The organism is Microbacterium sp. NPDC007973 (genome assembly GCF_042958465.1).
Classification (GTDB): Bacteria; Actinomycetota; Actinomycetes; order Actinomycetales; family Microbacteriaceae; genus Microbacterium; species Microbacterium galbum.
Genome location: NZ_JBIBJJ010000004.1, coordinates 583436 through 609061 on the forward strand (window position 1 = coordinate 583436; position 25626 = coordinate 609061).

The window sequence follows — 25626 nt, forward strand, 5'->3', positions numbered from 1 at the left end:
GATCGTGAGCGAACGCGTCCTGGTCAACCAGCTGAAGTCCCTCCCCGCCGGCCCCGTCGAGGTGTCGGGATGGGTCGAAACCGTGCGCGATCAGAAGAAGGTGCAGTTCGTCGTCCTGCGCGACGAGACGGGCGCCGTGCAGCTGGTCAACCCGGCGACCCGCCCGGCGGAGGACGCCGTGGACCAGGATGCCGCGGCCCTCGCCCTGACCGAGACGATCGGTGCCCTCGCGACCGGCACCTTCCTGACGGTGCGCGGGGAGCTCAAGCACGACGAGCGTGTCAAGCTCGGCGGCGTCGAGATCAAGGTCGGCGAGCTCGTGATCGCGGCCGCGGCGAACCCCGAGACGCCGATCGCCGCCGACAGCAGCCCCGACAAGCGCATGGACTACCGTTTCATCGACCTGCGTCAGCGCCGCAACAACCTCATCTTCCGCGTGCAGACGACGCTCGAGCACGCCATGCGCACGTACTGGGTGGAGCGCGATTACATCGAGGTGCACTCGCCCAAGCTCATGGCATCCCCTTCGGAGTCCAACGCGGAGCTGTTCGAGGTTCCCTACTTCGAGGACAAGACGGCCTACCTCGCGCAGAGCCCGCAGTTCTTCAAGCAGATGGCCCAGGTCGCCGGCTTCGGCAAGATCTTCGAGATCGCGCCGGCCTTCCGCGCCGACCCCTCGTTCACGAGCCGTCACGCGACCGAGTTCACCTCGATCGACGCCGAGATCAGCTGGATCGACTCGCACGAAGATGTCGCCCGCATGCAGGAGGAGCTCCTGCAGACCGCGTTCCAGGCCGTCGCGGACAAGCACGGCGCGGAGATCCAGGAGCTGTTCGGCGTCGAGGTGCAGGTGCCCACCCTGCCGTTCCCGCGCATCCCGCTCGCCGAGGCCCGTGAGATCGTGGCCGCGCGCGGCTACGACATCCCCCGCACCGACGGCGACCTCGACCCGGAGGGCGAGCGTCAGATCGCGGCGCACGTGCAGGAGACCTACGGTCACCAGTTCGTGTTCATCACCGACTACCACCCCGCGATTCGCGCTTTCTACCACATGCGCGACGAGGAGACCGGACTCACCAAGTCGTACGACCTGCTCTTCAACGGCGTCGAGATCACCACGGGCGCGCAGCGCGAGCACCGCGTCGAGGTGCTCATCGAGCAGGCGAAGGAGAAGGGGCTCGACCCCGAGCACCTCGACTTCTACCTGGACTTCTTCCGCTTCGGCGCCCCGCCGCACGGTGGCTTCGGAATGGGCCTCGCCCGCGTGCTGATGCTGCTGCTCGGTGAGTCCTCGATCCGCGAGGTCACCTACCTCTTCCGCGGACCGACGCGTCTGGCCCCGTAAGTTTCGACCTGACGACGCCCGGGGTTCACCCCCCGGGCGTCGTCGTGTCATCCGGGGTCTCTAGCGTCGGGTCATGGTCGCCGTCACTCCGCTCGATTCCCCATCGGGAGGCGCGTCGCGCCCGACGGGCTGGACCATCGTGCTCGACGGCGTGCGTCGCGAGCGCGCGGGGACCGTCATCCTCGACGACGTCGACCTCGAGGTCGCCCCGGGCCGCATCGTCGGGCTGGTCGGCCCCTCGGGCTGCGGAGCCTCGACGCTGCTGCGGCTGGTCAGCGGAGCCGAACGACCCGACGCCGGGACGGTGACGATCGAGGGACGGGTGGGCGCTGCGGCGCCCCGCGTCGCGGAGGTGCGGGATCGCACCCCCGTCGCCCGCTTCGGTCGCGCCCGCGCGGCGATCGTGGCGGCAGCCCGACAGACGGGTGCGATCGACCCGGATGCCGAGGCCGACCGTCTCTGCGACCTGGTCGGCCTCACGACGGGACACAAGAGCGTGCACCGTCTCTCGAACGGTGACCGTCAGCGCTGGGCGGTGGCCCGCGCGCTGGCCTCGCGGCCCCGGGCCCTCGTGCTCGACGACGCCCTCGCCGCCCTGCACACGAGTGCCCGCGCCGAGACGCGCGACCGCCTCGTCCGAGAGCTCCGCGAGCGCGGTGTCACCACGCTCTGGGCGACGCGCGACACCACTGAGGGGGCCGCGGTCGCCGACCACCTCGTCGTGATGGATGCCGGACGCATCGTGGCGTCGGGCAGCCCCGACGAGGTCTACGCGCGCGTCGCTGACGCGGCGGTCGCGGAGGTCCTCGGTCCAGTGAGCGCGGTGCCCGGGATCGTCGAGGGAGTGGTCGTCGAGGTCTGGGGGCAGGAGCTCCCGCTCGCCGGCTCCGCGCACGACGGACACTGCGAGGTCGTCGTGCGGCCTGAACAGGTGATCCTGGTGGACGAGGACACACCCGGGGCGGATGCCGTGGTGGAGGAGACGACGTTCCTGGGCAGCGTTCGCCGCTCGACCGTCCGCACGGCCGACGGGAGCCGCGTCGTCGTGGAGCACGCCTCCGATCAGCGACTGGATGACCGGTCGCACGTTCGCATCGCCCTCGCGCCCGTGCCGGTCGCGATACGCCCGCGAGGGTGAAGGGGATCCCGGTCGCCCGGGATCCCCTTCCGATCAACCGCGGCGGATGCGTCGTCGACGCGCCCACGCGACCAACGCTGCTCCTGCGGTGACCGCGCCCATGGCGGCGACCGCCAGGGCCGGCGCGCCGGACGCGTCGGCGCCCGTGACGGGCAGGTGGTCCGCCGCAGCCGCAGCAGGTGCCGCGTCGCCCTGGGCGATCGGTCCGGGGCTCAACTCGCTGGGCGCGGAGGCGACCGGGGCCCCGGGCTCACCGGGAAGGGGCGAGGTGGGCACGGTCGGATCGGGCTGCGGAGCGGGACTCGGCGCATCGGCCGTGACGACCCCGACGCGGACGTGAGCGCCCAGTCCTCGACGGTCGTCGACGTCGACCGCCACGACCGTCTGCGCCGCGCCGCTCGCCGACTGCGCGTTCAGGGTCACGACAGCACTTCGCCCCGGCGCGGTGAGCCGGGTGTTTGCTGGGATCGGGCCGGCTTCGATACGGTGACCGGCCACGGTACCGCCACCGGTGGTGAGCTCGGTGCCCGCTGCGGTGACGGCGAGGTGCACGTCGGTGAGCGACACCGCGAGGGCGGTTCCCGGATACAGCGTGACGTCCGACACCGTCACCTCGGACGCGGCGGCGGAGCTCTCTGTGTCGATCCCCCGCAGCGCGATCTGCCCCGCGTATCCGTCCGAGGCGACGGCGTCCCGCGAGTCGGCGACCGCGGTCGGCATCGTCTGCTGCGCGGCATCCCGGTCGGCGACGAAGGCCGGGGCGATCGCCGACGGTCCGGTGGCGTCCACGGCGAAGGCGTATCGCGGAGGCAACGAGGTCGTCGGCGTCGGCGTCGGCTGCGGCGTCGGTTCCGGGGATGCGACCGCGCTCCAGCGCACCGTTCCCAGACTCACCGACGGGTACGTGCCGGTGAGGTCCTCGTAGCGCAGAGCCGTGATGACGATGCTGCCATCGGGCTGCGGCACGCGTTCGTTCAGGTGCACGCGCACCCGGGCCGAGCCGTCGGGGGCCAGGCCGGTGTACAGGTCCGTTCCCGTGTTGATCCACACCCCGTTGGCGAAGACCGCAGACCCGGTGTCGCTGAAGGTGACTCGCGACGAGCCGTCGGCGGCGACGGCGAGGCCGAGGCCGGAGACCCGCAACGCCGACCACATGTACTCGCCCACCGACGAGGTGTCGGGGACCTGACGGAACGACCCCACGCGCACCGTGCTCGACCCGTCGGCAGCGTGCGCCACCGAGACGTCGGTCGCCGACGAAGCCGATCCCGCGCTCCGCACGTTCTGCGCCTGCGCCGAACCTTCGGCATCCACCCGCGGCGCCCCGGCGACCAGCACCGCACCGTTCGGTGCGGTGACCGACACCCCGCTGACGAGCGCGGGAGCCGCAGAGGTCGCGGGCGTGCACGCGGCGATCCCCAGACGTACGCGCCAGATCTCCGACCAGCCCGCTTCGGCTTCGATGCGCAGGGCGGTCACCTGCACGCGGCCTCGGTCGACCGTGCGCTCGCCGACGATCAGCTTGGTCGAGCCCCAGGTCGGTGACGACGGCAGGGCGACGGTGTAGCCCGCGGCGAGCTTGCTCGAATCGAGCACGTCCTTGCCGTCGACGGTGAGCGAGTCGAAGCCGATCGACGTGCTGCCGTCGGTCCCGCAGCTCGCGCGCAGCCCCGTGAAGGCCACCGGCACGCGGTCACGCAGCTGGAAGAGCCCACTGTCGATGGAGGACTGGGCTCCATCGGATGCCGCGCGGGCGGCCAGCCCGTTCGTCCTCGTGGTGTTGAGTTTGTAGACGTCGGTCGTCGCCGCGAGGCTGGTCTCGACGGTGCCACCGCTCGACCATTCGCTCAGCGGTGCGGGGGCCTGCACGGTGCCCCCGTCGGCGTCGAGCATCTGGATGCCGACGGCCGAGGTCGCGGACGTCACGGGCGCCGCGACGGCCGGAGCCATCCCCGCTCCCAGGAACGCACCGGCGATCAACACGGCCGCCGCCGTGCGGACGAGGAACGTGCGAGAAGACGTCGAGCGGATCACTGCTCTGCTCCGAATCGGTCGAGGAAATCGCTTCCGCGGGGGATGCCGAGTCCCGTGACCGGGTCCCATCCCGGCGCGGATTGGAGGGACTGGGGATGGGTATCCCAGAGGTAGAGGGTCTCGAGCCACAGTTGGCCGGTGCTCTTGTCGCGGCGGTACCACGTTCCCGCCGATGCGGGCACGACGTCGCGCACCGCGGTGGAGCCCGCGAGGTCGTACAGATACGGCGTCGCGAGGCCGACCTGCACGCCCGTGCGAGCCTTGGCGATGGCGACCATCGAAGCCACCATGGGGGTGGCGAGGCTCGTTCCCCCGTGCGCTTCGTACGCCAGGGCCCCGGAGCGCCGCACCGCGACGGTGAAGCCCGTGTTGGGGTCGGCGAGCGAGGCGACATCGGGCACCAGTCGGCCGGTGCCGCTGTGCGGGACGTGTTCGCTCTGCCAGCTCGGCCGTGGGTAGTACGCCGATTCGCCGCCGCCGGCGCCGTAGATGAAGCCGGGCGGGATGATGCCGCCGTTGTGGGCGAATCGCGTCTGGACCTCCCAGCCGGCTTCGACCGCCACGTGATCGTCGGCGTCGAGGCCGATGCTCGCGCCCCCGACGGCGGTGATGTAGGCGCTGGACGCGGGCGTCGCGACGTCGGTGTGGTCGTGATGGTCGCCCACGAGGGAGTAGTCACCGTCGTTGCCACTGGAAGCGAAGACGGAGACGCCTCGCGAAGCCGCCTCGACCAGCACACGGTTCAGGAGCACGCGGTCGCCGTCGGTGTCGAGGTCTTCCGGGCCGCCGAACGAGAGAGAGACGACGTCCGGGCGCACGGGCGCCTCGACAGCATCCAAGACCCGCAGGTACAGCGTCTGGGCGAGGCAATCATCGGCGCCCCAGTACACGATGTCGGCATCGGGGGCGACCGCATGCACCGCTTGCACATCGAGGCGCTGTTCGACGCTCCAGGCGGCCGGTCCCCCGCAGCGCGAGGTCTGCGGAGCGGCGGGAGCGTTGTGCACGTACTGCCCGTCTCGCCAGCCGGCGAGGTCTGCACCGGTGAAGTACGTGTCGGTGTCTGCGGCGACGTCCGCATCGTCGAACACCCCCACGATGGCGACCGTCGCGCCGGAGCCGGTGGCGTCTGCCGGCAGTTCGTGCACTGCTCGCAACTGAGCCGGGCCGTAGCCGCACAGGGCGTTCGAGCGCTGCTCCACCTTCACCGCCTCGGGCCAGGAAGCCGACAGCGTCTCCCCCCAATACCGGGCGCAGTCGTCGCTCCGGACCGGAGCCGCAGTCACGCTGGGGTGCAGCGCATCGGTGTCGACGAGACCGGCGACGGTCTCGAGCCCGGTCAACGCCGCGGGGACGGACAGGTCGCGGGTGGGGGCCACGGCGGTGCGTCCCGCCACCGTCGTCGTTCCGAACGCGGTGTCGAAGGCGCTCGCGAACTGCGTCGACGACCCGGAGACCGACAGCAGTCGCACACTGTCGCGCTGGCCCTCCAGGCGGAGGCCTTGGGCGTCGAGCCAGTCTCGAACGGCGGCGGTCTCGAGTCCCGTCGCCGAATCGGTCAAGAGGACGGATGCCGTGAGGCTGACGTCATCGCCGAGCTCGGGGGCGTCGTGGGCCCAGGCGGGCGAGCTGGCGATGAGCGTGCGGCGCGCGCCGTCCATCGCGGGGTTGGAGGGAGGAGAGGCCGCGCACCCGGCTGTCACCGAGACGGCGACGAGCAGGAGCGCGAGAGGGAGTGTCGTCGACCGACGACGGGGCGTGAAACGCATGGGCATCTTTCTCGATCGGGCACCCGTACGGGCGCCGACTCGAGATACTACTGATAATCATTATCAACAGCGGGCACGCGGTGTTTGCCCAGAGCGGGTGATTTCGCAAACCCGCCCAGCTCAGAGCCGACGACTCAGAACGGGTAGTCGACGCAGGACCGCTCGGCGACCACCGAACGGACGAAGCCCGCGACCTCCTGGTGGGCCGGGTGCACCTGGTATCGCTCCAGCGCATCCACGTCGGCGAACTCGCTGACCAGCGCGACATCCCAGTTCGACTGCGGGTTGGCCACGTTGCGCCCGACCTCGATGTGCGCGATGTCGTCGATGACCTCGCGAAGGGCCAGCAGGCGCTCCGCGATCTGCTCGGCGTGCAGCGCACGGGTGTCGGCGTCGTCCGCCGCGAGCTTCCACAGGACGATGTGACGGATGCTCACGACGAGGCTCCTTCGGGATCTGCCGCCAGGAGCGCGGCACGGAGACGGTCGGCCGACACGCGCCAATGCGCGTGCAGGTCGCCGTCGATGAGAACGACCGGGATCTTCTCCCACCACGTGGCGAAGAGTGCGGGATCATCGGCGATCGATGCGTGCTCGATCTCGACGCGGTCCGCCACCTCGGCGGGGAGGCCGTCGACGACGCTTTCGACGATCTGCTCGGCCACGTCGCACAGATGGCACTCGGGCTTGCCGATCAGCGTGAGGGTCGTCACGCCTCCATCCTAGGAGGCGCGGACGGACCCGAGACGAAGGCTCAGGCCTCGACGTCGTAGCCGGCGGCGATCCAGTCGCCCGTACCGCCCTCGACGTTCGTCGCGTCGTGACCGCGCGCCGACAGGGCCTCGACGACACGCGCCGAGCGTCCGCCGGCCTGGCAGATCACATCGAACGGCTCGCCCGGGAGTTCGTCGAGGTGCTCGCCGATGCTCGACATCGGCATGTTGACGGCGCCGGGCACGTGGCCCGCGGCGAACTCGTGCTCCTCGCGCACGTCGATGAGGGGACGCTCGCGCCCCGCGTGCAGGTCGTGGACCGAGATGGACTGCATGCTTTCCTCCATGGAGATGGAACGAGCGGGCGCGGAGACGCCGCGCCGGTAGGCGGAACGTGCACGGATACACGAAGCGCCCGTCGCATCGGACAGGCGCTCGGTGTGGTGGCCGCGTTACTTCTTGTTGCGGCGCTGGTGACGAGTCTTGCGAAGCAGCTTGCGGTGCTTCTTCTTCGCCATGCGCTTACGGCGCTTCTTGATGACAGAACCCACGGAAAACCTCACTAAGTCGGGGTCTGGGTGCCGATGTCGGCGCCCGGGAACACTAGGCGTTCGGAAAAAAGCCTCGGATCAGTCTAGCCGACGTCGGACACCGGTCGCTGCACGGCCTCGACGACGGCCGATTCCGGCACGCGGTAGCTGCGTCCGAACCGCACCGCCGGCAGTTCGCCGGCGTGCACGAGACGGTAGACCGTCATCTTCGACACGCGCATCAGCTCGGCGACTTCGGCGACGGTCAGAAACCGCACGTCTGGCAGCTCGGCCATCGCTCACCCCTCGTTCCGGGTGAACTCACCCTCCTGATGCTGAGCACACTCTAGGGTCTGCGCGCGACGGCTGTAAACCTATGGGCCCTCTGTGACGGATGTGCATCGTCGACGCCGCGGAAACGGCATCCCGATGCTCACCGGCCGGGGAGTTTGCGCAACGCCGTGGAGAAGGAGTGCTTGACGGATGCCGCGGCCCGGCCGACGACCTCGGCGGCGTGCACGGCGGACTCCGGAAGGGCCGGTTCGTTCTCCTCTTCGATGGAGAAGAAGGGCACCAGCCAATCGTCGACCTCGTCGAGCGGAGCGACGGCGAGGCTGTAGTAGCGGTGCTGCCCCTCCTCGCGCACGGACACCAGCTCGGCCTCTCGCAACACCTTCAGGTGCTTCGACACCGTCGGCTGGCTCACCCCGAGCGCCGCCACGATCTGGGAGACGCTCGTGCCCCGCTCACCGCCGGTCGCGCGGTCGAGGAGCAGCTGAAGGATGTCGCGACGCGTTCCGTCAGCGATCACGTCGAAGATGTCCGCCATGGCATCAGATTAGCCGCGCCCCGGCCCGAGTACCATGATTCGGGTTCGGGTACCGGAGGGAGCGGCGCATGGCGGCGACGCCGAACGAGGCGCGACTGCCGGTGCGCGCGCGGCGCATCGCCTACGAGGCATGGGATCGCCTGCGCAATCTCACGACGGCATCGCCTGCCCGCTTCGCCGTCCTCGTCTTCGCGACACTCATCGCCCTCTTCACGGCGCTCTTCTCCCTTCCCGCCGCCTCCGCCACCGGCCAGCGCATCCCTCTCGCCGACGCCCTCTTCACCGCGGTCTCGACGATCTGCGTCACGGGCCTCTCGACGATCAACATGTACTCGGACCTGTCCCCGCTCGGCCGTGTCATCACCTACATCGGCGTCAACGTGGGCGCCCTCGGAGTGCTGACGCTGGCATCCATCCTCGGACTCGTCATCTCGAAGCGACTGGGACTTCGGGCGAAGCTCATCGCAGCCGGAGACAGCAATCCCCTGCGAGCCCACGGCGGCCCGGTCAACGAGGGTCAGACCGTGCGCCTGGGAGAGGTCGGTCAGCTCCTGCGGACGGTGGCCCTGTCGACCCTCGTGATCGAGGCGGTCCTCACGGTGCTGATCTACCCCTCGTTGATCATCGGCGGCATCCATCCCCTCGTCGCCCTGTGGGAGGCGCCGTACTACGCGGCCATGGCGTTCACCAACACCGGCTTCATCCCGAACGCGGACGGGCTGACGCCGTTCGCCCAGGACTACTTCCTGCTGACGGTGCTGATGGCGGGGGTGTTCCTCGGGTCGATCGGGTTCCCCGTCATCTTCACGCTGTGGCGCCACTATTGGAAGTTCCGCCTGTGGTCGCTGCACGCGAAGCTGACCATCATCACCACGGTGGTGCTCTTCTTCGTGGGAGCCGGCGTCATTCTCCTGCTGGAATACGACAACCCCCTCACATTCGGCAGCATGGATGCGTGGGACACCACGTTCCAGGCGTTCTTCCTCTCGGCCATGACGCGCTCCGGCGGCTTCAGCGTGATCGACATCGGCGACCTCAACGGGGCGACGATGATCGTCGGATCCATGCTCATGTTCGTCGGCGGGGGTTCGGCATCCACCGCCGGCGGCATCAAGGTGACGACCCTCGCCGTGCTCGCCCTCGCGGTCTTCTCCGAGGCGAAGGGCCGCCCGTCGGTGCAGGCGTTCGGCCGCCGCATCCCCAGCGACGTGCAGCGCGTCGCCCTCTCGGTGGTCGCCTGGGGAGCGACGATCGTCGCAGTCTCGACGGTGACCATCAGTCGCATCACCGACGCGCCCATCGAGCATGTGCTGTTCGATGTCGTCTCGGGGTTCGCGACCGTGGGACTCTCGACCGGCCTCACCGCCGAGCTCCCCGACCCGGCCGTCTACGTGATGGCGGCCACGATGTTCATGGGGCGCATTGGTACAGTGACTCTCGCCGCGGCCGTGGCGGCATCGTCGCGGTCGCAGTTGTACGCGCTCCCCGTGGAAAGGCCCATCGTTGGTTGAACGCATCCGCAGTGACGCCCCCGTCCTGGTCATCGGCCTCGGGCGCTTCGGGGCGGCCTGCGCGGGCGAGCTCGACCGCCTCGACCGCGAGGTGCTCGCCGTCGACGGCAACCTCGAGCTCGTGCAGAAGTGGTCGGAGCGCGTCACGCACGCCGTCCAGGCCGACGCCCGCAACATCGACGCGCTCCGCCAGATCGGCGCGCAGGACTTCCAGGTCGCGGTCGTCGCCGTCGGGTCGCTGATCGAGGCCTCGGTGCTCATCACCGCCAATCTCGTGGACCTCAAGGTGCCGCAGATCTGGGCGAAGGCGGTGTCGCAGTCGCACGGCAAGATCCTCGCCCGCGTCGGCGCGAACCACGTCATCTACCCCGAGGCCGAGGCCGGAGAGCGCGTCGCCCACCTCGTGAGCGGGCGCATGCTCGACTTCATCCGCTTCGACGACGACTTCGTGCTGGCCAAGATGTACCCGCCGAAGCTCGTGCGCGGCGTAGGGCTGAACGAGTCGGGCGTCCGCAGCAAGTACAACGTCACGGTGGTCGGGGTGAAGAGCCCCGGACGCCCCTTCCGCTACGCCGAGGCGAACACGGTGGTCACCAATCACGACCTCATCATCGTCTCGGGCACGAACAGCGACATCGAGCGCTTCGCCTCCCTCGATCGCTGACACGGCGCCGCGGGGAGACCCGTCACGCGTCGATGTCGAGCGTCACCTCGATCTCGTCGTCGACGCCGAGCCCTTCGGCATCCTGGAGCGCCTTCTTGATCGGGACCACGTAGCCGCCGTCCTTCGGCCAGAGGGCCGTCGTGACGCGCGTGGAGCCGACGGTGACGGATGCCGGGATCATGCCCCAGCCGTAGGTGACCACCCGCGAGACCTCGGCGATCATGGCCGCCTCGCGCGGCGGCACGGTGACGAAGTGGTACGGCGCGGGGCCGCGCCAGTACCAGATCGTGCCGGGGAAGCGCAGGCGCATGTCAGCTTCCGGCGGCGAGCTCTCTCGCCCGCGCCAGGGCCGCCTCGGCGCCCCGGGTGAACGTGTCGTCGAGGTGCGCCGCCTGCAGGACGGCGACCGCGCGCTCGGTGGTGCCCTTGGGGCTCGTGACCCGGCGGCGCAGCTCGGCGGGCTCGACGTCGGAGGCGTCCATGAGCGTCGTCGCGCCGATGAAGGTCTGCTCGGCCAGCAGCCGGGCCTGCTCGTCGTCGAAGCCCATGCGTACGGCGGCCTTGGTGAACTCCTCCACGAGCAGGAAGACGTACGCCGGGCCCGAACCCGAGATTGTGGAGAGCGCGTCGATCTGCGCCTCGGGGACCTCCAGCACCGCGCCGACGGTCTCGAAGAGCGCTCGAACGACGGCGACGTCGTCGGCGGATGCCGCGGGGCCCGCCGCCAAGCCCGTCACGCCCTTGCCGACGAGCGACGGGGTGTTCGGCATCGACCGCAGGGTCGCGACCTCGTCGCCGAGGTGGCGAGCGAAGGTGGCGAGGGTCACTCCCGCGGCCAGGCTCACCACGATCGCCCCGGGCCGCAGGTGCGGCGCGATCTCGTCGAGCAGATCGGGCACCATGGCGGGCTTGACGCCGACGAGCACGATGTCGGCCCGCTTGACCGCCTCGGTGTTGCCCCGGGGGTTGGCCTCGAGAGCCACACTCGTCACGCCGTCGAGCTCGGCGAGCTCCGCGGCCTTCGCGATGGAGCGGTTGGTGGCGGTCACTCCCCCGTCGGCGAGTCCCGCGGCGACGAGTCCGCGCAGGATCGCACCGCCCATCGAGCCGGCGCCGAGAATCGCGATCGGGGGCAGCGAGCTGGTGGCATCCGTCATGAAGCCCAGTCTACGAAGCAGCCCCGTCGCGCGGGGCAAGCCTGAGTGCGGCGGAAAGGGGCGGGCGTTAGCATCGGAAGCCGGTGTACCGGGGCACCGGCGAGCGACACGGAGGACCCGCATGACTCTCTTCGACGGCATCACGGCACGCCTGGTCGAGACCGACCGGCTGGGTGTCAACGTGCTCGAACGGGTCGGCGACGACCCGGCGACGACGCCGGATCACACCGTCGTCTTCGTGCACGGCAACGTGTCGTCGTCGCTGTTCTGGCAGGAGATCATGCAGGACCTGCCGAGCGACCTGCGGGTGCTCGCGGTCGATCTCCGCGGCTTCGGACGCACCGAGCACACCCCGATCGACGCCACCCGCGGCGTCCGCGATTTCAGCGACGACCTCTTCGAGACCTTGCAGGCGCTCGGCATCCCCGAGGCCCACCTCGTGGGGTGGTCGATGGGCGGGGGCGTCGTGATGCAGTACGCACTCGACCACCCGGTGCGGTCGCTCACGCTGCAATCCCCCGTGTCGCCCTACGGGTTCGGCGGCACGCGACGCGACGGCTCCCGCCTCTCCGACGACGACGCGGGTACCGGCGCGGGCGGTGCGAACCCGGACTTCGTGCAGCGTCTCATCGATCACGACACCACGGCCGACGCACCCACGTCTCCGCGCTCGGTGTTCCGCTCCGGCTACGTCGCCCCGGGCTATACGAGCGAGCACGAGGACGTGTGGGTCGAGTCGATGCTCACCACCTCGACCGCCGGCGGCAACTACCCCGGGGATGCCGTGACGACCGCGACGTGGCCGGGCTTCGCCCCGGGGACCACGGGCGTGCTGAACACCCTGGCGCCGAAGTACTTCGACGTCTCGGGGATCGTCGACCTCGACCCCAAGCCGCCCATCCTCTGGATCTACGGCACCGCCGACGCGATCGTCTCGGACGCGTCGTTCCACGACCTCAACCACCTCGGCGCCCTCGGCGTCGTTCCGGGATGGCCGGGCGCCGACGTCGCGCCGGCCCAGCCGATGGTCTCGCAGACCCGCGACGTGCTCGCGGCGTATGCCGAGAAGGGCGGGGAGGTGACCGAGGTCCCGGTCGAGGGTGCGGGGCACTCGGTGCACCTCGAGCGTCCGGCGCAGTTCCGCCGCGCCCTGCTCACCCACATCGGCTACGTGGGCCGCCCCGCCGACCCGGCGCCGCCCACCGAGGCGATCATCCTGCGTTCGGCCGACTGACCTCCCCCTCTCGACCCCCCGGAGACCCTCGTGGAGTACTGCCTGTTCACCGAGCCCCAGCAGGGCTTCAGCTACGACGACCAACTCGCCTTCGCGCAGTCGGCCGAGCGCCACGGTCTGGACGGCTTCTTCCGGTCCGACCACTACCTCCGCATGGGCGAGGGCGACCCGCGCCCCGGCCCCACCGACGCGTGGACGACGCTCGCCGGCCTCGCCCGGGAGACCTCTCGCATCCGCCTCGGAACCCTCGTCTCGTCGGTCACCTACCGCGTCCCCTCGATCCTGGCGATCCAGGTCGCCCAGGTCGACGCGATGTCGGGCGGTCGTGCCGAGCTCGGCCTCGGCACGGGCTGGTTCGAGCGGGAGCACGCGGCCTACGGCATCCCGTTCCCTGCGAAGCGGTTCGACCTGCTCGAGGAACAGCTCCAGGTCGTCACGGGCCTGTGGCAGACCCCGGATGCCGAGTCCTTCAGCTTCGAGGGCGTGCACTACCGGCTCGACGAGGCGCCCGCCCTGCCGAAGCCCGTCCAGCCGCAGGTCCCCGTGATCGTCGGGGGCGGAGGACCGAAGCGCACTCCCGCGCTCGCGGCTCGCTATGCGACCGAGTTCAACATCGGTTTCGTCGCCGAGGACGTCGTCGCCGAGAAGTTCGCCGTCGTTCGCGCGGCGTGCGAGGCGATCGACCGCGATCCCGCCTCGCTGAAGCTGTCGGTGGCCCTGCCCACCATCGTCGGGCGCGACGACGCCGAGACCTCGCGTCGCGCCGAAGCCGTCGGCCAGTCGCGGGAGCAGTTCGACAACGGCGCCAACCTCATCGGCACCCCCGCGCAGATCGCCGAGAAGGTCGAACGGCTGCGCGCGCTCGGCGCGGAGCGCGTCTACTTCCAGCTCATGGACCTGCGCGACATCGAGCACGCCGACCTCGTCGGCGCCGAGGTGCTGCCCCTCCTGCCCCGCTGACGGCCGTCGGGCGCGGGAACGCTCAGCGGCGGCCCGCGAAGAAGGCGCGCAGCTGCGCGGCCGCCCGCTCCTCCTCGACCCCGCCGACCACCTCGACACGATGCGGCAGGCGTCGGTCGCGTAGAACGTCGTACATGGATCCCGCGGCGCCCGCCTTGGCATCCCACGATCCGAACACGACACGGGGCACCCGCGCCTGCAGGATCGCCCCGGCGCACATGACGCAGGGCTCCAGCGTCACCACGAGCGTGCAGTCGGCGAGGTGCCAGGACCCGATCCGGGATGCCGCTTCGCGCAGGGCCACGATCTCGGCGTGCGCCGTGGGATCGTTCGTGACCTCGCGGAGGTTGCGGCCCTCACCGATGACGGTGCCGTCCGGATCGAGGACCACGGCGCCCACCGGGACGTCGCCGTCGCCCTGCGCGTCGTCGGCGAGGGCGAAGGCGCGACGCATCGCGGCGAGGTCGCGATCGGTGGGCGTCACGGGGGCTCCGGAAAACGAGGGCTGAGGCGCGCGGGGGAAGCGGTTAGCCTTGAGCCTATGCGTGTCCACGTCGCCGACCACCCCCTCATCACCCACAAGCTCACGGTGCTGCGTGACGTGCAGACGTCGTCGCCGGTGTTCCGGCAGCTCACCGAGGAGCTCGTGACGCTCCTCGCGTACGAGGCGACCCGGAACGTCCGCGTCGACCCCATCGAGATCCAGACGCCCGTCACCACCACGATGGGGGTGAAGATCAGCGAGCCGCGCCCGATCGTCGTCCCGATCCTGCGCGCGGGTCTCGGCATGCTCGAGGGCATGGTCAAGCTCCTCCCCACCGCCGAGGTCGGCTTCCTGGGCATGGTGCGCGACGAGGAGACCTTCGAGCCCACGACGTACGCCGAGCGCCTGCCCGACGACCTGAGCGACCGCCAGTGCTTCGTGCTCGACCCGATGCTCGCGACGGGCGGGTCTCTCGGCGCGGCCATCAAGTTCTTGTTCGCGCGCGGAGCGCAGGACGTCACGGCGATCTGCCTGCTCGGCGCCCCGGAGGGTGTCGCGGCGATCGAGAAGCAGGTCGAGGGGCACGACGTGACCCTGGTCCTGGGCGCCGTCGACGAGCGCCTCAACGAGAAGGGGTACATCGTGCCCGGACTCGGTGACGCGGGCGACCGCCTGTACGGCACGGCCTGACGGAGCCCGTCGAGGTCAGGCGTCGGCGCCCACCGGACGCGCGAACGCACTGCGGCGGGCTGCCGTCGGTCCCCCACCGCCCGACGCCGCCCGTCGACGTCAGGCGTCGGCGCCGACCAGACGCGCGAACGCGCTGAGGCGGGCGACGCCTTCGGGCGTGCGGGGCAGATCGTCGAGCAGAGCGGGCGACGAGACGACGTAGGCCGCCTGCATCGCGCGCGAGATGGCGACGTTGATGCGGTTGCGAAGCAGCAGGAACTCGAGCCCGCGCGGGGCGTCCCGGCCCGATGAGGCCGCCAGGGTGAGGATCGCGACCACCGCCTCCTTCCCTTGGAACCTGTCGACCGTCCCGACGGGGACGTCGCCGTAGCCCGCCGCGGCCAGCGCTTCCTCGACGGCGACCTGCTGCGCGTTGTACGGGGTGATGACGATGATGTCGTCGGCGCGCAGTGTACGAGGAGGCTCCACCGTCGCGGAATCTCCGGCCCCGCCCTCGGCCCCCGTCCACTCGCGACCGACCAGATCGGCGACGATGCGCACGACCTCGTCGGCTTCCTCCGGGGATGCCGTGGCGTTGCCCCGGTGCGGCACCGGACGCACGTGCACGCCCGCGGCGATGCCGTCGAGGTTCCGGAGCGCCGTGGACGGGTGCGCCGCGAGGCGACCCTCGTACGACAGGCGCGACACCGGCTCCGCGACCGCGGGGTGCATACGGCGGGTGCGCGCGAGGAAGTACCCCAGTTCGGGGGGCACGACCTCGGCCCCGTCGATGATCCACCCCAGCGCCGACGTGTCGACGGGCTCGGGGTGCGTACCCTGGCTGACCTGCGGGAGCTGTTGCGGATCGCCGAGCAGGAGCAGACGGGTCGCGGCGAGCGAGACGGCGATGGTCGAAGCCAGCGAGAACTGACCCGCTTCATCGATGACGAGGAGGTCGAGGCTGCCGCGAGGGATGCGCGCCTCATGGCTGAAATCCCACGCCGTACCGCCGACCACGAAGCCGTGCTCGGCGTTCTCGGCAGTGAAGGAGGCGACGCCGTTCTTGGGCAGCACCGTGAAGGCGTGCGCGGCGCCGGGGTCTTTCGGCGCCTTGCCGACCCGGGATGCCGGTACTCCCGCCGCGATGACCCGGTCGAGCATGTGCTCGATGGTGGCGTGGGACTGCGCCACCACGCCCACACGGAAGCCGCGTTCGGCGACCAGCCGCGCGATGACGTGAGACCCGACGTACGTCTTGCCGGTGCCCGGGGGGCCCTGCACCGCGAGGTAGCTATGGTCGAGGTCGGCGACGCTGCGGGCGATCGCCGTGACCTCGTCGTCGCCGGGAGCACCCGCGATGGCGGTCACGGGAGCGAGTGCGCCCGACCGGGTGCGCGGGGGGACACGGCGCAGGATGTCGGCCGCGGGGCCGTCGGGGATACCCGGCGAGGCGGCGAGCACCGCGTCGGCCCACGCGTCGATCGCCTTCTGCTGGTTGCCGGCCCGCGGCGGGGCGGGAGGGGTGAGGGCGAGCGGCAGATCGTCCCAGGTGACGCCGTCGGCCGCGATCTCCTCGATCACCACGCCGTCGTCGAGCACCTCGCGCACCGTCACGCGGCGCGCACCGTGAATCCAGCGGGGGCGCGTCTCGAGGGGGAACGGCGCGGGGAGGTCGTAGACGGCGAAGGGTTCGGCATCCGGGCTCACCCGGGTACCGGGAGCCAGCTCGCCGTGCAGCTCGACCAGACGCCGCTCGGACCCGCGTCCCGATTCGGCGAGGTGCCAATCGGTCACCACCCGGGAGCGCGCCGCATCGACGACGATCACATCGCGCGTCTCCTCCCACACCGACAGCGGCTCGCGCAGGCGCAGGAAGTGCGTGGCCCAGTAGGTCTTCTCTTCGCGCGGGTAGTAGTCGATCGCGGCGGCCGCGAGCCGCAGGGCGGTGGCGTCGGGCTCCGCGGCATCGGCGGCCCACCTCTGCAGCGCCGTCGCGCGCGGCGACGGCTCGTACGCCTGCTCGTCGGGCTCGGCACTGCGCGAGGGGACGGCTCCCGACTCGCGCGCCCGATCGACCAGCCAGTCCCGCAGACGCCGAGTGGAGACGCAGTCGTAGCGGTTGTAGTCGGCGAGGTCGTCGAGAACGCGTCGGGCGCCCTCGGCGTCGCCGTCGGCGGCCAGGGCCCGCGCCTCGACGTACTTGACGATGGAGTCGTCGCCGCGCTGGACGTCGCTCGTGCGCACCTCGTCGCCCATGTAGAGCGGTTCGAGCTTCTTGATGGAGTACGACCGCGACCCCACGCGCAGGGCGCGCCGGACCACCGGGTAGAGGTCGACGAACACCCCGTCGCGAAGCAGCCGGTCGACGTCCGCCTCGCGTACGCCGTAGCGGGCCGCCATGGTGAGCAGATGCGTCGGCTCGTAGGGGGCGTAGTGGTAGATGTGCATCCCCGGGTACTGCTGACGACGCAAAGCGACCATGTCGAGGAACCGTTCGAGGGCGGCGCGTTCCTCGGCGAACGTGTGCGCCCACAGGGCGCCGTAGGTCTCTCGGCTGTCGACCCAGCCGAAGAGGTAGTCGATGCCCCAGTGCTCGCCGGCTCCCTCGGTGTAGAGCGGGTCGCCCTCGAAGTCGAAGAACAGGTCGCCGTGATCGGGCCGGGGCAGCACGCCGAGCGATTTGGGCGCGACGACCTCGAACGTCGGCACGGCGTGGGCGGGAACCTCGGCACCGGGCACGCCCGCGGGGCTCTCGAGCTGCAGTCGCGCCTGTGTCCGCAGCGAGGCGAACGTGTCGGCGCTCATCGAGGTTGGAGCCTGTGCGCCTGCGGCCAGCTCGTCGATCGTTCGAATGCCGGCGGCGCGAAGCCGCTCGCGCTGCACCGGTCGCATGCCCGCCACGAGCAGCAGGTCGCGGTGCGCGACCACCTCGAGTTCGCAGGTCGCGCAGCGGCCGCACGCCACGACGTCGAGGGCACCCCGACCGTCGCCCCAGGCGATCGCCTCGCCCGCGGCCCCTCGCGCGACATCGCGATCGGCGATCAGGGCGCGCAGACGCGCACGGCGCAACGCGAAGACCGGCAACAGGTCGTCGACCCGATGCGTGCTGGTCGTGCCGTCGCCGAGGAGCAGCTGCACGTCGTCGGACCGCGGTACGCCGAGCCGATCGAGCTGGTCGACGTAGGCCGCGAGCTGCATGAGCGCGGTGACACGCGCCCGACGTGCGAGCTTCGTGTCCTGCACGATCCAGGGACGGATGCCGTCGGCATCCGCTTCGTCGGCGCGCACGAGGAAGTCGGCGAAGCCGACGAACTCGGCCGTCGAGAACGCGGCCTGATAGACGACCTCGACGGCGGGATCGGCGAGGGCGTCGTCGGTGAGGCGCACCGCCTCGGCGAGGGCCTCGGCGTCGGACGAACGGGCGGCGGGGATCTCACGTACCGCGTCGCCGAACCGAGCGCGGTAGTCGTCGAGGACGCGCAGCTCGTGGGCGGTGCCCAGACGAGCGGCACGCTCCAGGGTGGCGTCTTCGGGATCGTCGACGGGGGCGACCCGTCCGAGCTTCGCGTCGATCGCTCGGAGCCAGGCGAACTCGCATTCCGCCGCCGCCTTGAGGTCGCTGGCGCTCCAGACGACCCGGTCGTCCTGCTCGATGTACCGCATGGTGTTCCACGCTAATCGCGACCTCCGACATCGGGTTCACGGCATCCACAGGGCGCCCGTCGCGCACATCCGCCGTCGCGCTGTCGGACGGGCCTGACAGACTGGTCGGGTGATCACCGATCTGCCGTTCGAGAGCGTCTACCGGCACGGGTTCGCGCGCGTCGCCGCCTGCACCGTCCCCGTCGCAGTGGCGGACCCCGCCACCAACGTCGACGCCGTGCTGACGTCCGCTCGCGCCTGTCACGACGACGGCGTCGCCGTCGCCGTCTTCCCCGAGCTCTGCCTCACCGGATACGCGATCGACGACCTCGTCATGCAGGATCCGCTGCTCGACGCCGTCGAGGCGGCCCTCGACCGGCTGATCACCGCCTCGGCCGACCTCCTTCCGGTGCTGCTGGTCGGGGCACCGCTGCGCCACAGAAACCGCCTCTTCAACTGCGCCGTGGTGGTCCACCGCGGGCGCGTGCTCGGGGTGGCCCCGAAGGCGTACCTGCCGACCTACCGCGAGTTCTACGAGCACCGCTGGTACGCCCGGGGCGACGATCAGGCGGGTCAGGTCATCACGGTGGCCGGCCGCAGGGCCCCGTTCGGCCCCGACCTCCTCTTCGAGGCGGTCGACGTGCCGGGCCTCATCCTGCACGCCGAGGTGTGCGAAGACGTCTGGGTCCCCGTGCCCCCGTCCTCGGGTGCGGCTCTGGCCGGGGCGACGGTGCTCGCCAACCTCTCCGGCAGCCCCATCACGATCGGCCGGGCCGACGATCGCACGCTCCTGTCGCAGTCGCAGTCGCTGCGCTGTCTCGCCGCCTACGTCTACGCGGCGGCGGGGCAGGGCGAGTCGACGAACGACGTGTCGTGGGACGGCCAGACGATGATCCACGAGGGCGGGCAGCTGCTGGCCACGACCGAACGCTTCCCCGACGGTCCCCGTCGCAGCGTCGCCGACGTGGACCTCGACCGCCTCCGCCAGGACCGCCTGCGGCAGGGAACCTTCGACGACAATCGGCGCACCGTCAACCCGGTGTTCCGCACGGTCTCGTTCGAGCTGACGCCGCCCGCGACCGACGTCGGGCTGCGGCGAGCGCTCGACCGTTTCCCGTTCGTCCCCGACGACCCCGACCGCCTCGCCCAGGACTGCTACGAGGCGTTCAACATCCAGGTGTCGGGCCTGGTTCAGCGTCTCGAGGCGATCGGCCGGCCCCGTCCCGTGCTCGGAGTGAGCGGTGGACTGGATTCCACCCACGCCCTGCTCGTCATCGCCCGTGCCATGGACCGTATGGGGCGCCCGCGCAGCGACATCCTCGCGTACACCCTCCCGGGATTCGCGACCAGCGACAAGACGAAGAAGAACGCGATCGCCCTCGCCGAGGCTGTCGGAGCGACGATCGAGGAGATCGACATCCGTCCCGCGGCATCCGAGATGCTCTCCCGCATGGGTCACCCCTTCGCCGCGGGCGAACCGGTGCACGACGTGACCTTCGAGAACGTGCAGGCCGGCCTGCGCACCGACTACCTCTTCCGCCTCGCCAACATGAACGGCGGCATCGTCGTGGGCACCGGCGACCTCTCCGAGATCGCGCTCGGATGGTCGACCTACGGCGTCGGCGACCAGATGAGCCACTACTCGGTGAACCCGGGCGTGCCGAAGACGCTCATTCAGCACGTCATCCGCTGGGTCATCGGCTCGGGCGAGCTGAGCGCCGAGACGGTCACCGTGCTGCAGGCGGTGCTCGACACCGAGATCAGCCCCGAGCTCGTCCCCGCGGGTCAGGACGGACGCATGCAGTCGACCGAAGACCGCATCGGCCCGTACAACCTGCACGACTTCACGCTCTATCACGTGCTCCGTTTCGGTTTCCGACCCTCGAAAATCGCCTTCCTCGCGGCGCACGCCTGGTCGGATCCGGATGCCGGAGCCTGGCCGCCCGGCTACCCCGAGGGCGAGCGGCCGTCGTACGACCTCGTCACCGTGGCGAAGTGGCTCGAGGTCTTCCTCTCCCGCTTCTTCGGGTTCGCGCAGTTCAAGCGCACCGCCATCCCGAACGGGCCGAAGGTCTCGCCCGCGGGATCGCTGTCGCCGCGCGGAGACTGGCGCGCACCGTCCGACGGCAACGCCCGCGCGTGGCTGGCCGATCTGCACGCGGCCGTGCCGCAGGCTTTCGCGCGCGACTGACCGCGCAACGGACGAGGAACCGGGCTACCAGCCCATCGATCCCGGCACGCCCTTGAACGGGCCGGCGAGGTCGCTCGTCACCCAGCCGCCGTAGAACCCGCCCGGCTGCGGCTCGACGACCTCCCCTCCGAGGACGCACCGGTCCATCTCCCCGGCGTAGACGGCGACGCGATCATCGAGGATCTCGTACCCGGGCATCGGATGCGGGTAGTTCCAGGCCGCACGCACGGCGACCGCTCCCCCGCCGCCGTGGACGTCGAAGTAGCGCGCACCGCCCTTGAATTCGCAGAACGACGCTCCCTCACCGAGCGTCAGCGCGTCACCGAAAGCCGCGATGGGCAGGTAGTAGACCGGCGGGTGGCTGGTCTCCAGCACACGCACCACGTCGTCGGTGTCGACGATGCGCACGCCGCCGAAGTCGATCTGCGCGCGCTTGCTCACCCGTTCGACGCGGGGCGGCCGCGGGTAGTCCCACACGGACTCCTGGCCGGGGCGGATGGGATCGGGAACGGGACGCGCCATGCGCATACGCTACGCCGGAAGAGGCGGGGGCGGGACCGATCGGCTCAGGAGAACCACAGCTTTTCGGTAGCCTGGGGGGAAGGGGGACAGCGTGAGCGATCAGAAGACGTCGAACGTCAGCCGACGGTACCGGGTGTATCAGATCGTCGGCATCGTCCTGGCCGTGCTGTTCCTCGCCCTCGGCGTGGCCGCGTTCCTCACCGGGGGCGGGCCGATCATCGCCGCCATCGCCGTCATCGGAGGTCTCGCCGTGCTCGTCGTCTCGATCGTCATGATGGTGCGTTCGTGAGCGCGCCCGAGGGCCCCACCGGCGACGGCAAGAAGAAGTACCCCGCCGGGACGGTCGTGATCTGGATCGCCGGAGCCGGCATCGGCCTGTGGCTGCTCGTCAGCGGACTCATCGGCATCCTGTCCGGCGGAAGCTGACCCGGCGCGCCGCGGGGAACGCCCGCGAGAGTTGCGCGATCACGCGCGCCTGATGAGAACGCGCGCGCGGCGGGAACGCGCGCCGACGCAGGGCCGAGACACGCGCGAGCGCGCGTCTCGGGAATGCCCACGACAGCGCGCGGTTGTCCTCGAGGTCACTCGACCTCTGCAGAAAGGGCATCATGACGCGCATCGGACGCAGCGACCTCGACATCCTCCCCCTCTCGCTCGGCGGCAACGTCTTCGGCTGGACCGCCGACCGCGACACCTCGTTCGAGGTGCTCGACGCGTTCCACGCCGGTGGAGGCAACTTCATCGACACCGCCGACGCGTACAGCGCGTGGGTCCCGGGCAACGCGGGAGGCGAGAGCGAGACCCTCATCGGCGAGTGGCTGGCCTCGCGCAAGCCGGAGAACGTCGTGGTGGCGACGAAGGTCAGCCAGCACCCCGATTTCCGCGGCCTGTCCGCGAAGAACGTGCGCGCCGCCGCCGAGGCCTCGCTCGGTCGCCTCGGCGTCGACACCATCGACCTGTACTACGCGCACTTCGACGACGAGCAGACGCCCCTCGAAGAGACCGTCGCGGCCTTCGCCGACCTGGTCACCGACGGTCTGGTGCGCTACGTCGCCGTGTCGAACTACACCGCCGCCCGGATCCGCGAGTGGATCTCGCTCGCCGAGGCCGCCGGCGCCGACCTCCCCGTCGCCGTGCAGCCGCACTACAACCTCGTGCACCGCACCGAGGTCGAGCGCGACATCGTCCCCGTCGCCGAGCAGTACGGCATGTCGCTCGTGCCGTACTACGCCCTGGCCAGCGGCTTCCTCACGGGCAAGTACCGCAGCGCGGATGCCGCGGGCGACTCGCCCCGGGCAGAGGGCGCCGCGAAGCTGGCCACCCCGGCCGGACTCGCCCTGATCGACGCCCTCGATGAGGTGGGTCGTGCCCACGAGGCGTCGATCGCGTCGACGGCCCTCGCGTGGCTGCGCGCGCAGCCGACGGTCGCCGCCCCCATCGCGAGTGCGTCGAAGGTCTCGCAGGTCGCCGACCTGCTGGCCAGCGCCTCTTTGGAGCTGACCCAGCAAGAGATCTCGCGTCTCACGGACGCGTCGGACGCGGCCCAGAGCTGAGATCGTGCCCGTGTCCCGCTCGGCGGGACACGGGCACGCTCGGCCCTGTTCTCGGCATCCGTTCTCCTCCGCCGATTCCGGCGAGAATGAGAGCGTGAAACTCCTGGTCGCCGCCCACGCATCCGAACTCGTCGCCTTCGAGGACGACCTCCCCGGCTTCGAACGCCTGCTCACCGGAGTGGGCAAGATCCCGGCCGCGTACGCGCTCACGCGTGCGCTGTCGACGGGCGAGTACGAGGAGATCGTCGTCGTCGGAACGGCCGGCGCGATCGATGACGAGGTCGAGGGCGGGATCTACGACCTCGCCGGCGCGATCCAGCACGACGTGAAAGGGCTGGACGGCGCCTTCGGCGAGCACGTCTCGCTGCCGACGCGGGTCGAGACGGGCCACGAGGGCCTCGTCATCGCCACGGGCGACCACTTCGTCGACGATGCCGACACCGTACGGCTCATCCGCGAGCTGGGGGCGAGTCTGGTCGACATGGAGTCGTACGCGCTGATCTGGGTCGCCCAGCAGTTCGGTGTGCCCATCCGCATCCTGCGCGCCGTGTCGGACCGCGCGCAGGACGGCGCGACCGAACTGTGGGATGACGTGGTCGAGCGCTGCAGCCACGACCTGCGCGCGGAGATCCGCTCCCGCTACGGCGTCTGACCCCAAACGGCAGAGGCCGCGGCTCAGGGCGTCTGAGACCCCGACCGCGCGCGGCCGGCGAGGTCGGCCACGCCGACGATGAGCGCCAGCCCGAGGAAGATGCCGACGGTGATCATTCCCGACGCGTAGGCGTCGTGGTACAGCACGACGGTGTCGTCGACGCTGCCCTGCTCGCGGTACACCGTGGCATAGAAGAGGGCGAGGGCGATCGCCGTACCCACCGCCGTGCCGATGCGCTGGCCGAGCTGACCGACGGATCCCGCGACTCCACCACTGCGGACGGGGATGTCGGCCAGGGTGAGGGTCTGGTTGGGGGAGATCACCAGGCCCCCGGCGAAGCCGCCGAACACCATCACGGCGGCCATCGCCCACGGCGTCCACTCGGGCGCGGTGAACAGGGCGACGAGCACGAGCCCGCCGGCGGTGGCCACCATGCCGAGGATGCCCCACACCACGAGCGGACGTCCGAGCCGGGTCACGAGGTTGCCGCCGACCCATGAACTCGCCGCCGACGCGACCGCGAACCCGATCGTGACCATGCCGGCGAAGACCGGCGCGAGTCCCAGTCCGCCCTGCAGGAAGAGCGTGCCGAGCAGGAACATCGCGGGCACGGCCGAGAAATACGCGGTCGAGATCAGCACGCCGTTGCGGTACGACGACAGCGAGAAGATCGAGAACGGCATGAGCGGCATCCGCCCCCGATCCGCATAGCGGCGTTCCCAGAAGACGAAGGCCGCGGCGAAGACGACGGATGCCACGAGCAACCACCACCGGTTGGGATCGTCGTCGGGGCTGCCCGTCGTGAACAGGAACGGCCACATGAGCGCGAGGATCGTCAGCGCGAACAGCAGGACGCCGACGGGGTCGAGGTCGAGCCGGCGCCGCGATTTCTCGCGCGTGTTCGGCAACAGCCACGCCGCGAGGGCGATGACGACGGCGACCAGGGGGATGTTGATCCAGAAGATCAGCCGCCACCCGTCGGTGTCGCCGCCCAGCGCGATGAGCAGACCACCGAGCGTCGGTCCGAAGGCGGTCGCGATACCGATCGTGGCCCCGAAGAGACCGAAGGCGCGCCCGCGCTCCTTGCCCTGGAACAGCTGCTGCACCAACCCGAGCACCTGCGGCATCTGGATGCCGGCGGCCACGCCCTGCAGCAGACGGGCGACGAGCAGCACGGTGGTGTTCGGCGCGAGCGCGCAGGCCAGGCTCGTGACCAGGAACAGCGACAAGCCCACGAGGAAGAGCACGCGGCGCGAGCGGATGTCGCCCAGACGCCCCGCCGGCACCAGGACGAGCCCGAACGTGAGGATGTAGCCCGAGACGACGAGCTGCAGCTCGGTGGGGCCGGCGTTCAGAGCCGCCTCGATCGATGGAAGAGCGACGTTGACCTTCGTGAGGTCGAGGATGGTGAGCGCCGCCACGGCGACCGCGACCCAGTACGCCCTCCAGCGATGCTTCGGCGACAGCACGATGTCGCGGGTGGCGGGGTGGGCGGTCTCTGCGGGGGCGGGCGGCTTCTCGGACATCGAGGGGGACGCTACTCCCGACCTCCGACACCACGGACGGGCTTGCGTCGGCCCGACCGACCGCTACGCCGCGGATCGTCGGCGCGCGGGACTCATCGCCGACCGGTGCTGTCGCGGCGCATAACCACCCCGCGGACCCAGCGCCGGCCGTCCGTTCTCGCGGCGCACGTGCCGGCCGACGGCGTCGCTCCGTCGTGCAGCCCCTGTGAGGGCGCAGGCGCAGGCGCAGATCGCCGACGCCGTGCTCGGTCGGGCGGCCCCTGTTGCGGCGCAGGCGCAGATCGCCGGCGCCGCGCTCGGTAGGTCAGTCTACGTCGCGGCGCGCGAAGACGGCACGCAGCACGAGGAACACGATGAGCGCGACGATCGCGACGGCGACGAGGCGGAAGACGAAGGCGATGAGCGAGAACAGCACGTTCACGACGACCCAGGCGATGATCACGGCGGCGATGACCCCGAGAACGGTCCAGAGGGTGCTCTTGCGCATGCGATCAGCCTAGACGG

The 25626-nt window shown here is 70.7% G+C and carries 27 protein-coding genes; 12 read left to right on the forward strand and 15 right to left on the reverse strand.

What is annotated here, in order from left to right; translation table 11 throughout:
• Positions 1 to 4: 4 nt before the first annotated feature.
• Both aspS and ACFZA2_RS15615 read left to right on the forward strand, forming a co-directional pair.
• Entirely contained in the window at positions 5 to 1345 is a 1341-nt protein-coding gene (aspS, locus tag ACFZA2_RS15610) for an aspartate--tRNA(Asn) ligase (RefSeq protein ID WP_391406644.1), read from the forward strand.
• Between the two features lie 73 nt (positions 1346 to 1418).
• Entirely contained in the window at positions 1419 to 2483 is a 1065-nt protein-coding gene (locus ACFZA2_RS15615; protein ID WP_391406646.1) for an ABC transporter ATP-binding protein, read from the forward strand.
• A 33-nt stretch (positions 2484 to 2516) separates the two neighbouring features.
• On the opposite strand, the gene ACFZA2_RS15620 is transcribed toward ACFZA2_RS15615, so the two are convergent.
• From ACFZA2_RS15620 to ACFZA2_RS15655, 8 genes are all read right to left on the reverse strand, one after another.
• Positions 2517 to 4517, reverse strand: coding sequence for a hypothetical protein (locus tag ACFZA2_RS15620; RefSeq protein ID WP_391406648.1), 2001 nt, complete (start codon positions 4515 to 4517; stop codon positions 2517 to 2519).
• The gene (locus ACFZA2_RS15625) at positions 4514 to 6286 is read right to left on the reverse strand and encodes a S8 family serine peptidase (RefSeq protein WP_391406650.1); all 1773 of its coding nucleotides are present in this window, start codon (positions 6284 to 6286) and stop codon (positions 4514 to 4516) included. Before ACFZA2_RS15625 ends, ACFZA2_RS15620 begins: the two co-directional genes overlap by 4 nt.
• Positions 6287 to 6420: 134 nt before the next feature.
• The gene (locus tag ACFZA2_RS15630; protein ID WP_391406653.1) at positions 6421 to 6723 is read right to left on the reverse strand and encodes a Dabb family protein; all 303 of its coding nucleotides are present in this window, start codon (positions 6721 to 6723) and stop codon (positions 6421 to 6423) included.
• Positions 6720 to 6998 (reverse strand): glutaredoxin family protein, encoded by a 279-nt coding sequence (locus ACFZA2_RS15635; protein WP_315995129.1) that lies wholly within the window; start codon positions 6996 to 6998, stop codon positions 6720 to 6722. Before ACFZA2_RS15635 ends, ACFZA2_RS15630 begins: the two co-directional genes overlap by 4 nt.
• A gap of 41 nt (positions 6999 to 7039) precedes the next feature.
• On the reverse strand, positions 7040 to 7333 hold the full coding sequence (locus ACFZA2_RS15640) for a rhodanese-like domain-containing protein (RefSeq protein WP_315995130.1): 294 nt from the start codon (positions 7331 to 7333) through the stop codon (positions 7040 to 7042).
• A 117-nt stretch (positions 7334 to 7450) separates the two neighbouring features.
• Positions 7451 to 7549: a 30S ribosomal protein bS22 gene (locus ACFZA2_RS15645; protein WP_003792170.1), complete on the reverse strand. Its 99-nt coding sequence runs from the start codon at positions 7547 to 7549 to the stop codon at positions 7451 to 7453.
• Between the two features lie 83 nt (positions 7550 to 7632).
• Complete coding sequence (locus ACFZA2_RS15650; RefSeq protein ID WP_076677409.1) at positions 7633 to 7824, reverse strand: helix-turn-helix domain-containing protein; 192 nt, start codon at positions 7822 to 7824, stop codon at positions 7633 to 7635.
• A gap of 137 nt (positions 7825 to 7961) precedes the next feature.
• On the reverse strand, positions 7962 to 8357 hold the full coding sequence (locus ACFZA2_RS15655; RefSeq protein ID WP_391406657.1) for an ArsR/SmtB family transcription factor: 396 nt from the start codon (positions 8355 to 8357) through the stop codon (positions 7962 to 7964).
• A 68-nt stretch (positions 8358 to 8425) separates the two neighbouring features.
• Here ACFZA2_RS15655 and ACFZA2_RS15660 point away from each other — a divergent pair, with 68 nt between their 5' ends.
• Together ACFZA2_RS15660 and ACFZA2_RS15665 are read left to right on the forward strand one after the other, a co-directional pair.
• Positions 8426 to 9868: a TrkH family potassium uptake protein gene (locus ACFZA2_RS15660; RefSeq protein ID WP_391406659.1), complete on the forward strand. Its 1443-nt coding sequence runs from the start codon at positions 8426 to 8428 to the stop codon at positions 9866 to 9868.
• Positions 9861 to 10532 (forward strand): TrkA family potassium uptake protein, encoded by a 672-nt coding sequence (locus ACFZA2_RS15665; RefSeq protein ID WP_056224009.1) that lies wholly within the window; start codon positions 9861 to 9863, stop codon positions 10530 to 10532. Before ACFZA2_RS15660 ends, ACFZA2_RS15665 begins: the two co-directional genes overlap by 8 nt.
• 22 nt (positions 10533 to 10554) lie before the next feature.
• Here the strand turns inward: ACFZA2_RS15665 and ACFZA2_RS15670 are convergent, their stop codons facing one another.
• Both ACFZA2_RS15670 and proC read right to left on the reverse strand, forming a co-directional pair.
• Positions 10555 to 10842, reverse strand: a complete 288-nt coding sequence (locus tag ACFZA2_RS15670) for a DUF1905 domain-containing protein (RefSeq protein WP_391406662.1) — start codon at positions 10840 to 10842, stop codon at positions 10555 to 10557.
• A 1-nt stretch (position 10843) separates the two neighbouring features.
• Positions 10844 to 11689 carry a pyrroline-5-carboxylate reductase gene (gene proC / locus ACFZA2_RS15675; protein WP_391406664.1) on the reverse strand — a complete coding sequence of 282 codons (846 nt, stop codon included), beginning with the start codon at positions 11687 to 11689 and terminating at the stop codon, positions 10844 to 10846.
• Positions 11690 to 11810: 121 nt separating this feature from the next.
• Between proC and ACFZA2_RS15680 the strand changes: the two genes are divergently transcribed.
• Both ACFZA2_RS15680 and ACFZA2_RS15685 read left to right on the forward strand, forming a co-directional pair.
• Positions 11811 to 12923 (forward strand): alpha/beta fold hydrolase, encoded by a 1113-nt coding sequence (locus ACFZA2_RS15680; RefSeq protein ID WP_391406666.1) that lies wholly within the window; start codon positions 11811 to 11813, stop codon positions 12921 to 12923.
• A gap of 30 nt (positions 12924 to 12953) precedes the next feature.
• On the forward strand, positions 12954 to 13883 hold the full coding sequence (locus ACFZA2_RS15685; RefSeq protein ID WP_391406668.1) for an LLM class F420-dependent oxidoreductase: 930 nt from the start codon (positions 12954 to 12956) through the stop codon (positions 13881 to 13883).
• Positions 13884 to 13905: 22 nt separating this feature from the next.
• Here the strand turns inward: ACFZA2_RS15685 and tadA are convergent, their stop codons facing one another.
• A complete protein-coding gene (gene tadA, locus ACFZA2_RS15690) occupies positions 13906 to 14337 on the reverse strand; it encodes a tRNA adenosine(34) deaminase TadA (RefSeq protein WP_391406942.1) in 432 nt (143 codons plus the stop codon).
• 87 nt (positions 14338 to 14424) lie between these two features.
• On the opposite strand from tadA, the gene upp reads away from it, so the two are divergent.
• Positions 14425 to 15057 carry a uracil phosphoribosyltransferase gene (gene upp, locus ACFZA2_RS15695; protein WP_076677423.1) on the forward strand — a complete coding sequence of 211 codons (633 nt, stop codon included), beginning with the start codon at positions 14425 to 14427 and terminating at the stop codon, positions 15055 to 15057.
• 99 nt (positions 15058 to 15156) lie between these two features.
• On the opposite strand, the gene ACFZA2_RS15700 is transcribed toward upp, so the two are convergent.
• Entirely contained in the window at positions 15157 to 18699 is a 3543-nt protein-coding gene (locus ACFZA2_RS15700) for a TM0106 family RecB-like putative nuclease (RefSeq protein ID WP_391406671.1), read from the reverse strand.
• A gap of 109 nt (positions 18700 to 18808) precedes the next feature.
• On the opposite strand from ACFZA2_RS15700, the gene ACFZA2_RS15705 reads away from it, so the two are divergent.
• Positions 18809 to 20869, forward strand: coding sequence for an NAD(+) synthase (locus tag ACFZA2_RS15705; RefSeq protein ID WP_391406673.1), 2061 nt, complete (start codon positions 18809 to 18811; stop codon positions 20867 to 20869).
• Positions 20870 to 20893: 24 nt separating this feature from the next.
• Here the strand turns inward: ACFZA2_RS15705 and ACFZA2_RS15710 are convergent, their stop codons facing one another.
• Entirely contained in the window at positions 20894 to 21391 is a 498-nt protein-coding gene (locus ACFZA2_RS15710) for a DUF427 domain-containing protein (protein WP_391406676.1), read from the reverse strand.
• 91 nt (positions 21392 to 21482) lie between these two features.
• Between ACFZA2_RS15710 and ACFZA2_RS15715 the strand changes: the two genes are divergently transcribed.
• The 4 genes from ACFZA2_RS15715 (at position 21483) to ACFZA2_RS15730 (ending at position 23596) form a co-directional block, all read left to right on the forward strand.
• Positions 21483 to 21680, forward strand: coding sequence for a hypothetical protein (locus ACFZA2_RS15715; RefSeq protein WP_315995140.1), 198 nt, complete (start codon positions 21483 to 21485; stop codon positions 21678 to 21680).
• Entirely contained in the window at positions 21677 to 21817 is a 141-nt protein-coding gene (locus ACFZA2_RS15720) for a hypothetical protein (RefSeq protein WP_391406678.1), read from the forward strand. Before ACFZA2_RS15715 ends, ACFZA2_RS15720 begins: the two co-directional genes overlap by 4 nt.
• A gap of 182 nt (positions 21818 to 21999) precedes the next feature.
• Positions 22000 to 22944 (forward strand): aldo/keto reductase, encoded by a 945-nt coding sequence (locus ACFZA2_RS15725; protein ID WP_391406680.1) that lies wholly within the window; start codon positions 22000 to 22002, stop codon positions 22942 to 22944.
• A 94-nt stretch (positions 22945 to 23038) separates the two neighbouring features.
• A complete protein-coding gene (locus ACFZA2_RS15730; RefSeq protein WP_391406682.1) occupies positions 23039 to 23596 on the forward strand; it encodes a nucleoside phosphorylase in 558 nt (185 codons plus the stop codon).
• A gap of 23 nt (positions 23597 to 23619) precedes the next feature.
• On the opposite strand, the gene ACFZA2_RS15735 is transcribed toward ACFZA2_RS15730, so the two are convergent.
• Both ACFZA2_RS15735 and ACFZA2_RS15740 read right to left on the reverse strand, forming a co-directional pair.
• Positions 23620 to 25122, reverse strand: a complete 1503-nt coding sequence (locus ACFZA2_RS15735) for an MFS transporter (RefSeq protein ID WP_391406684.1) — start codon at positions 25120 to 25122, stop codon at positions 23620 to 23622.
• A gap of 304 nt (positions 25123 to 25426) precedes the next feature.
• Positions 25427 to 25609, reverse strand: a complete 183-nt coding sequence (locus tag ACFZA2_RS15740) for a hypothetical protein (RefSeq protein ID WP_315995144.1) — start codon at positions 25607 to 25609, stop codon at positions 25427 to 25429.
• Between the last annotated feature and the right edge of the window lie 17 nt (positions 25610 to 25626).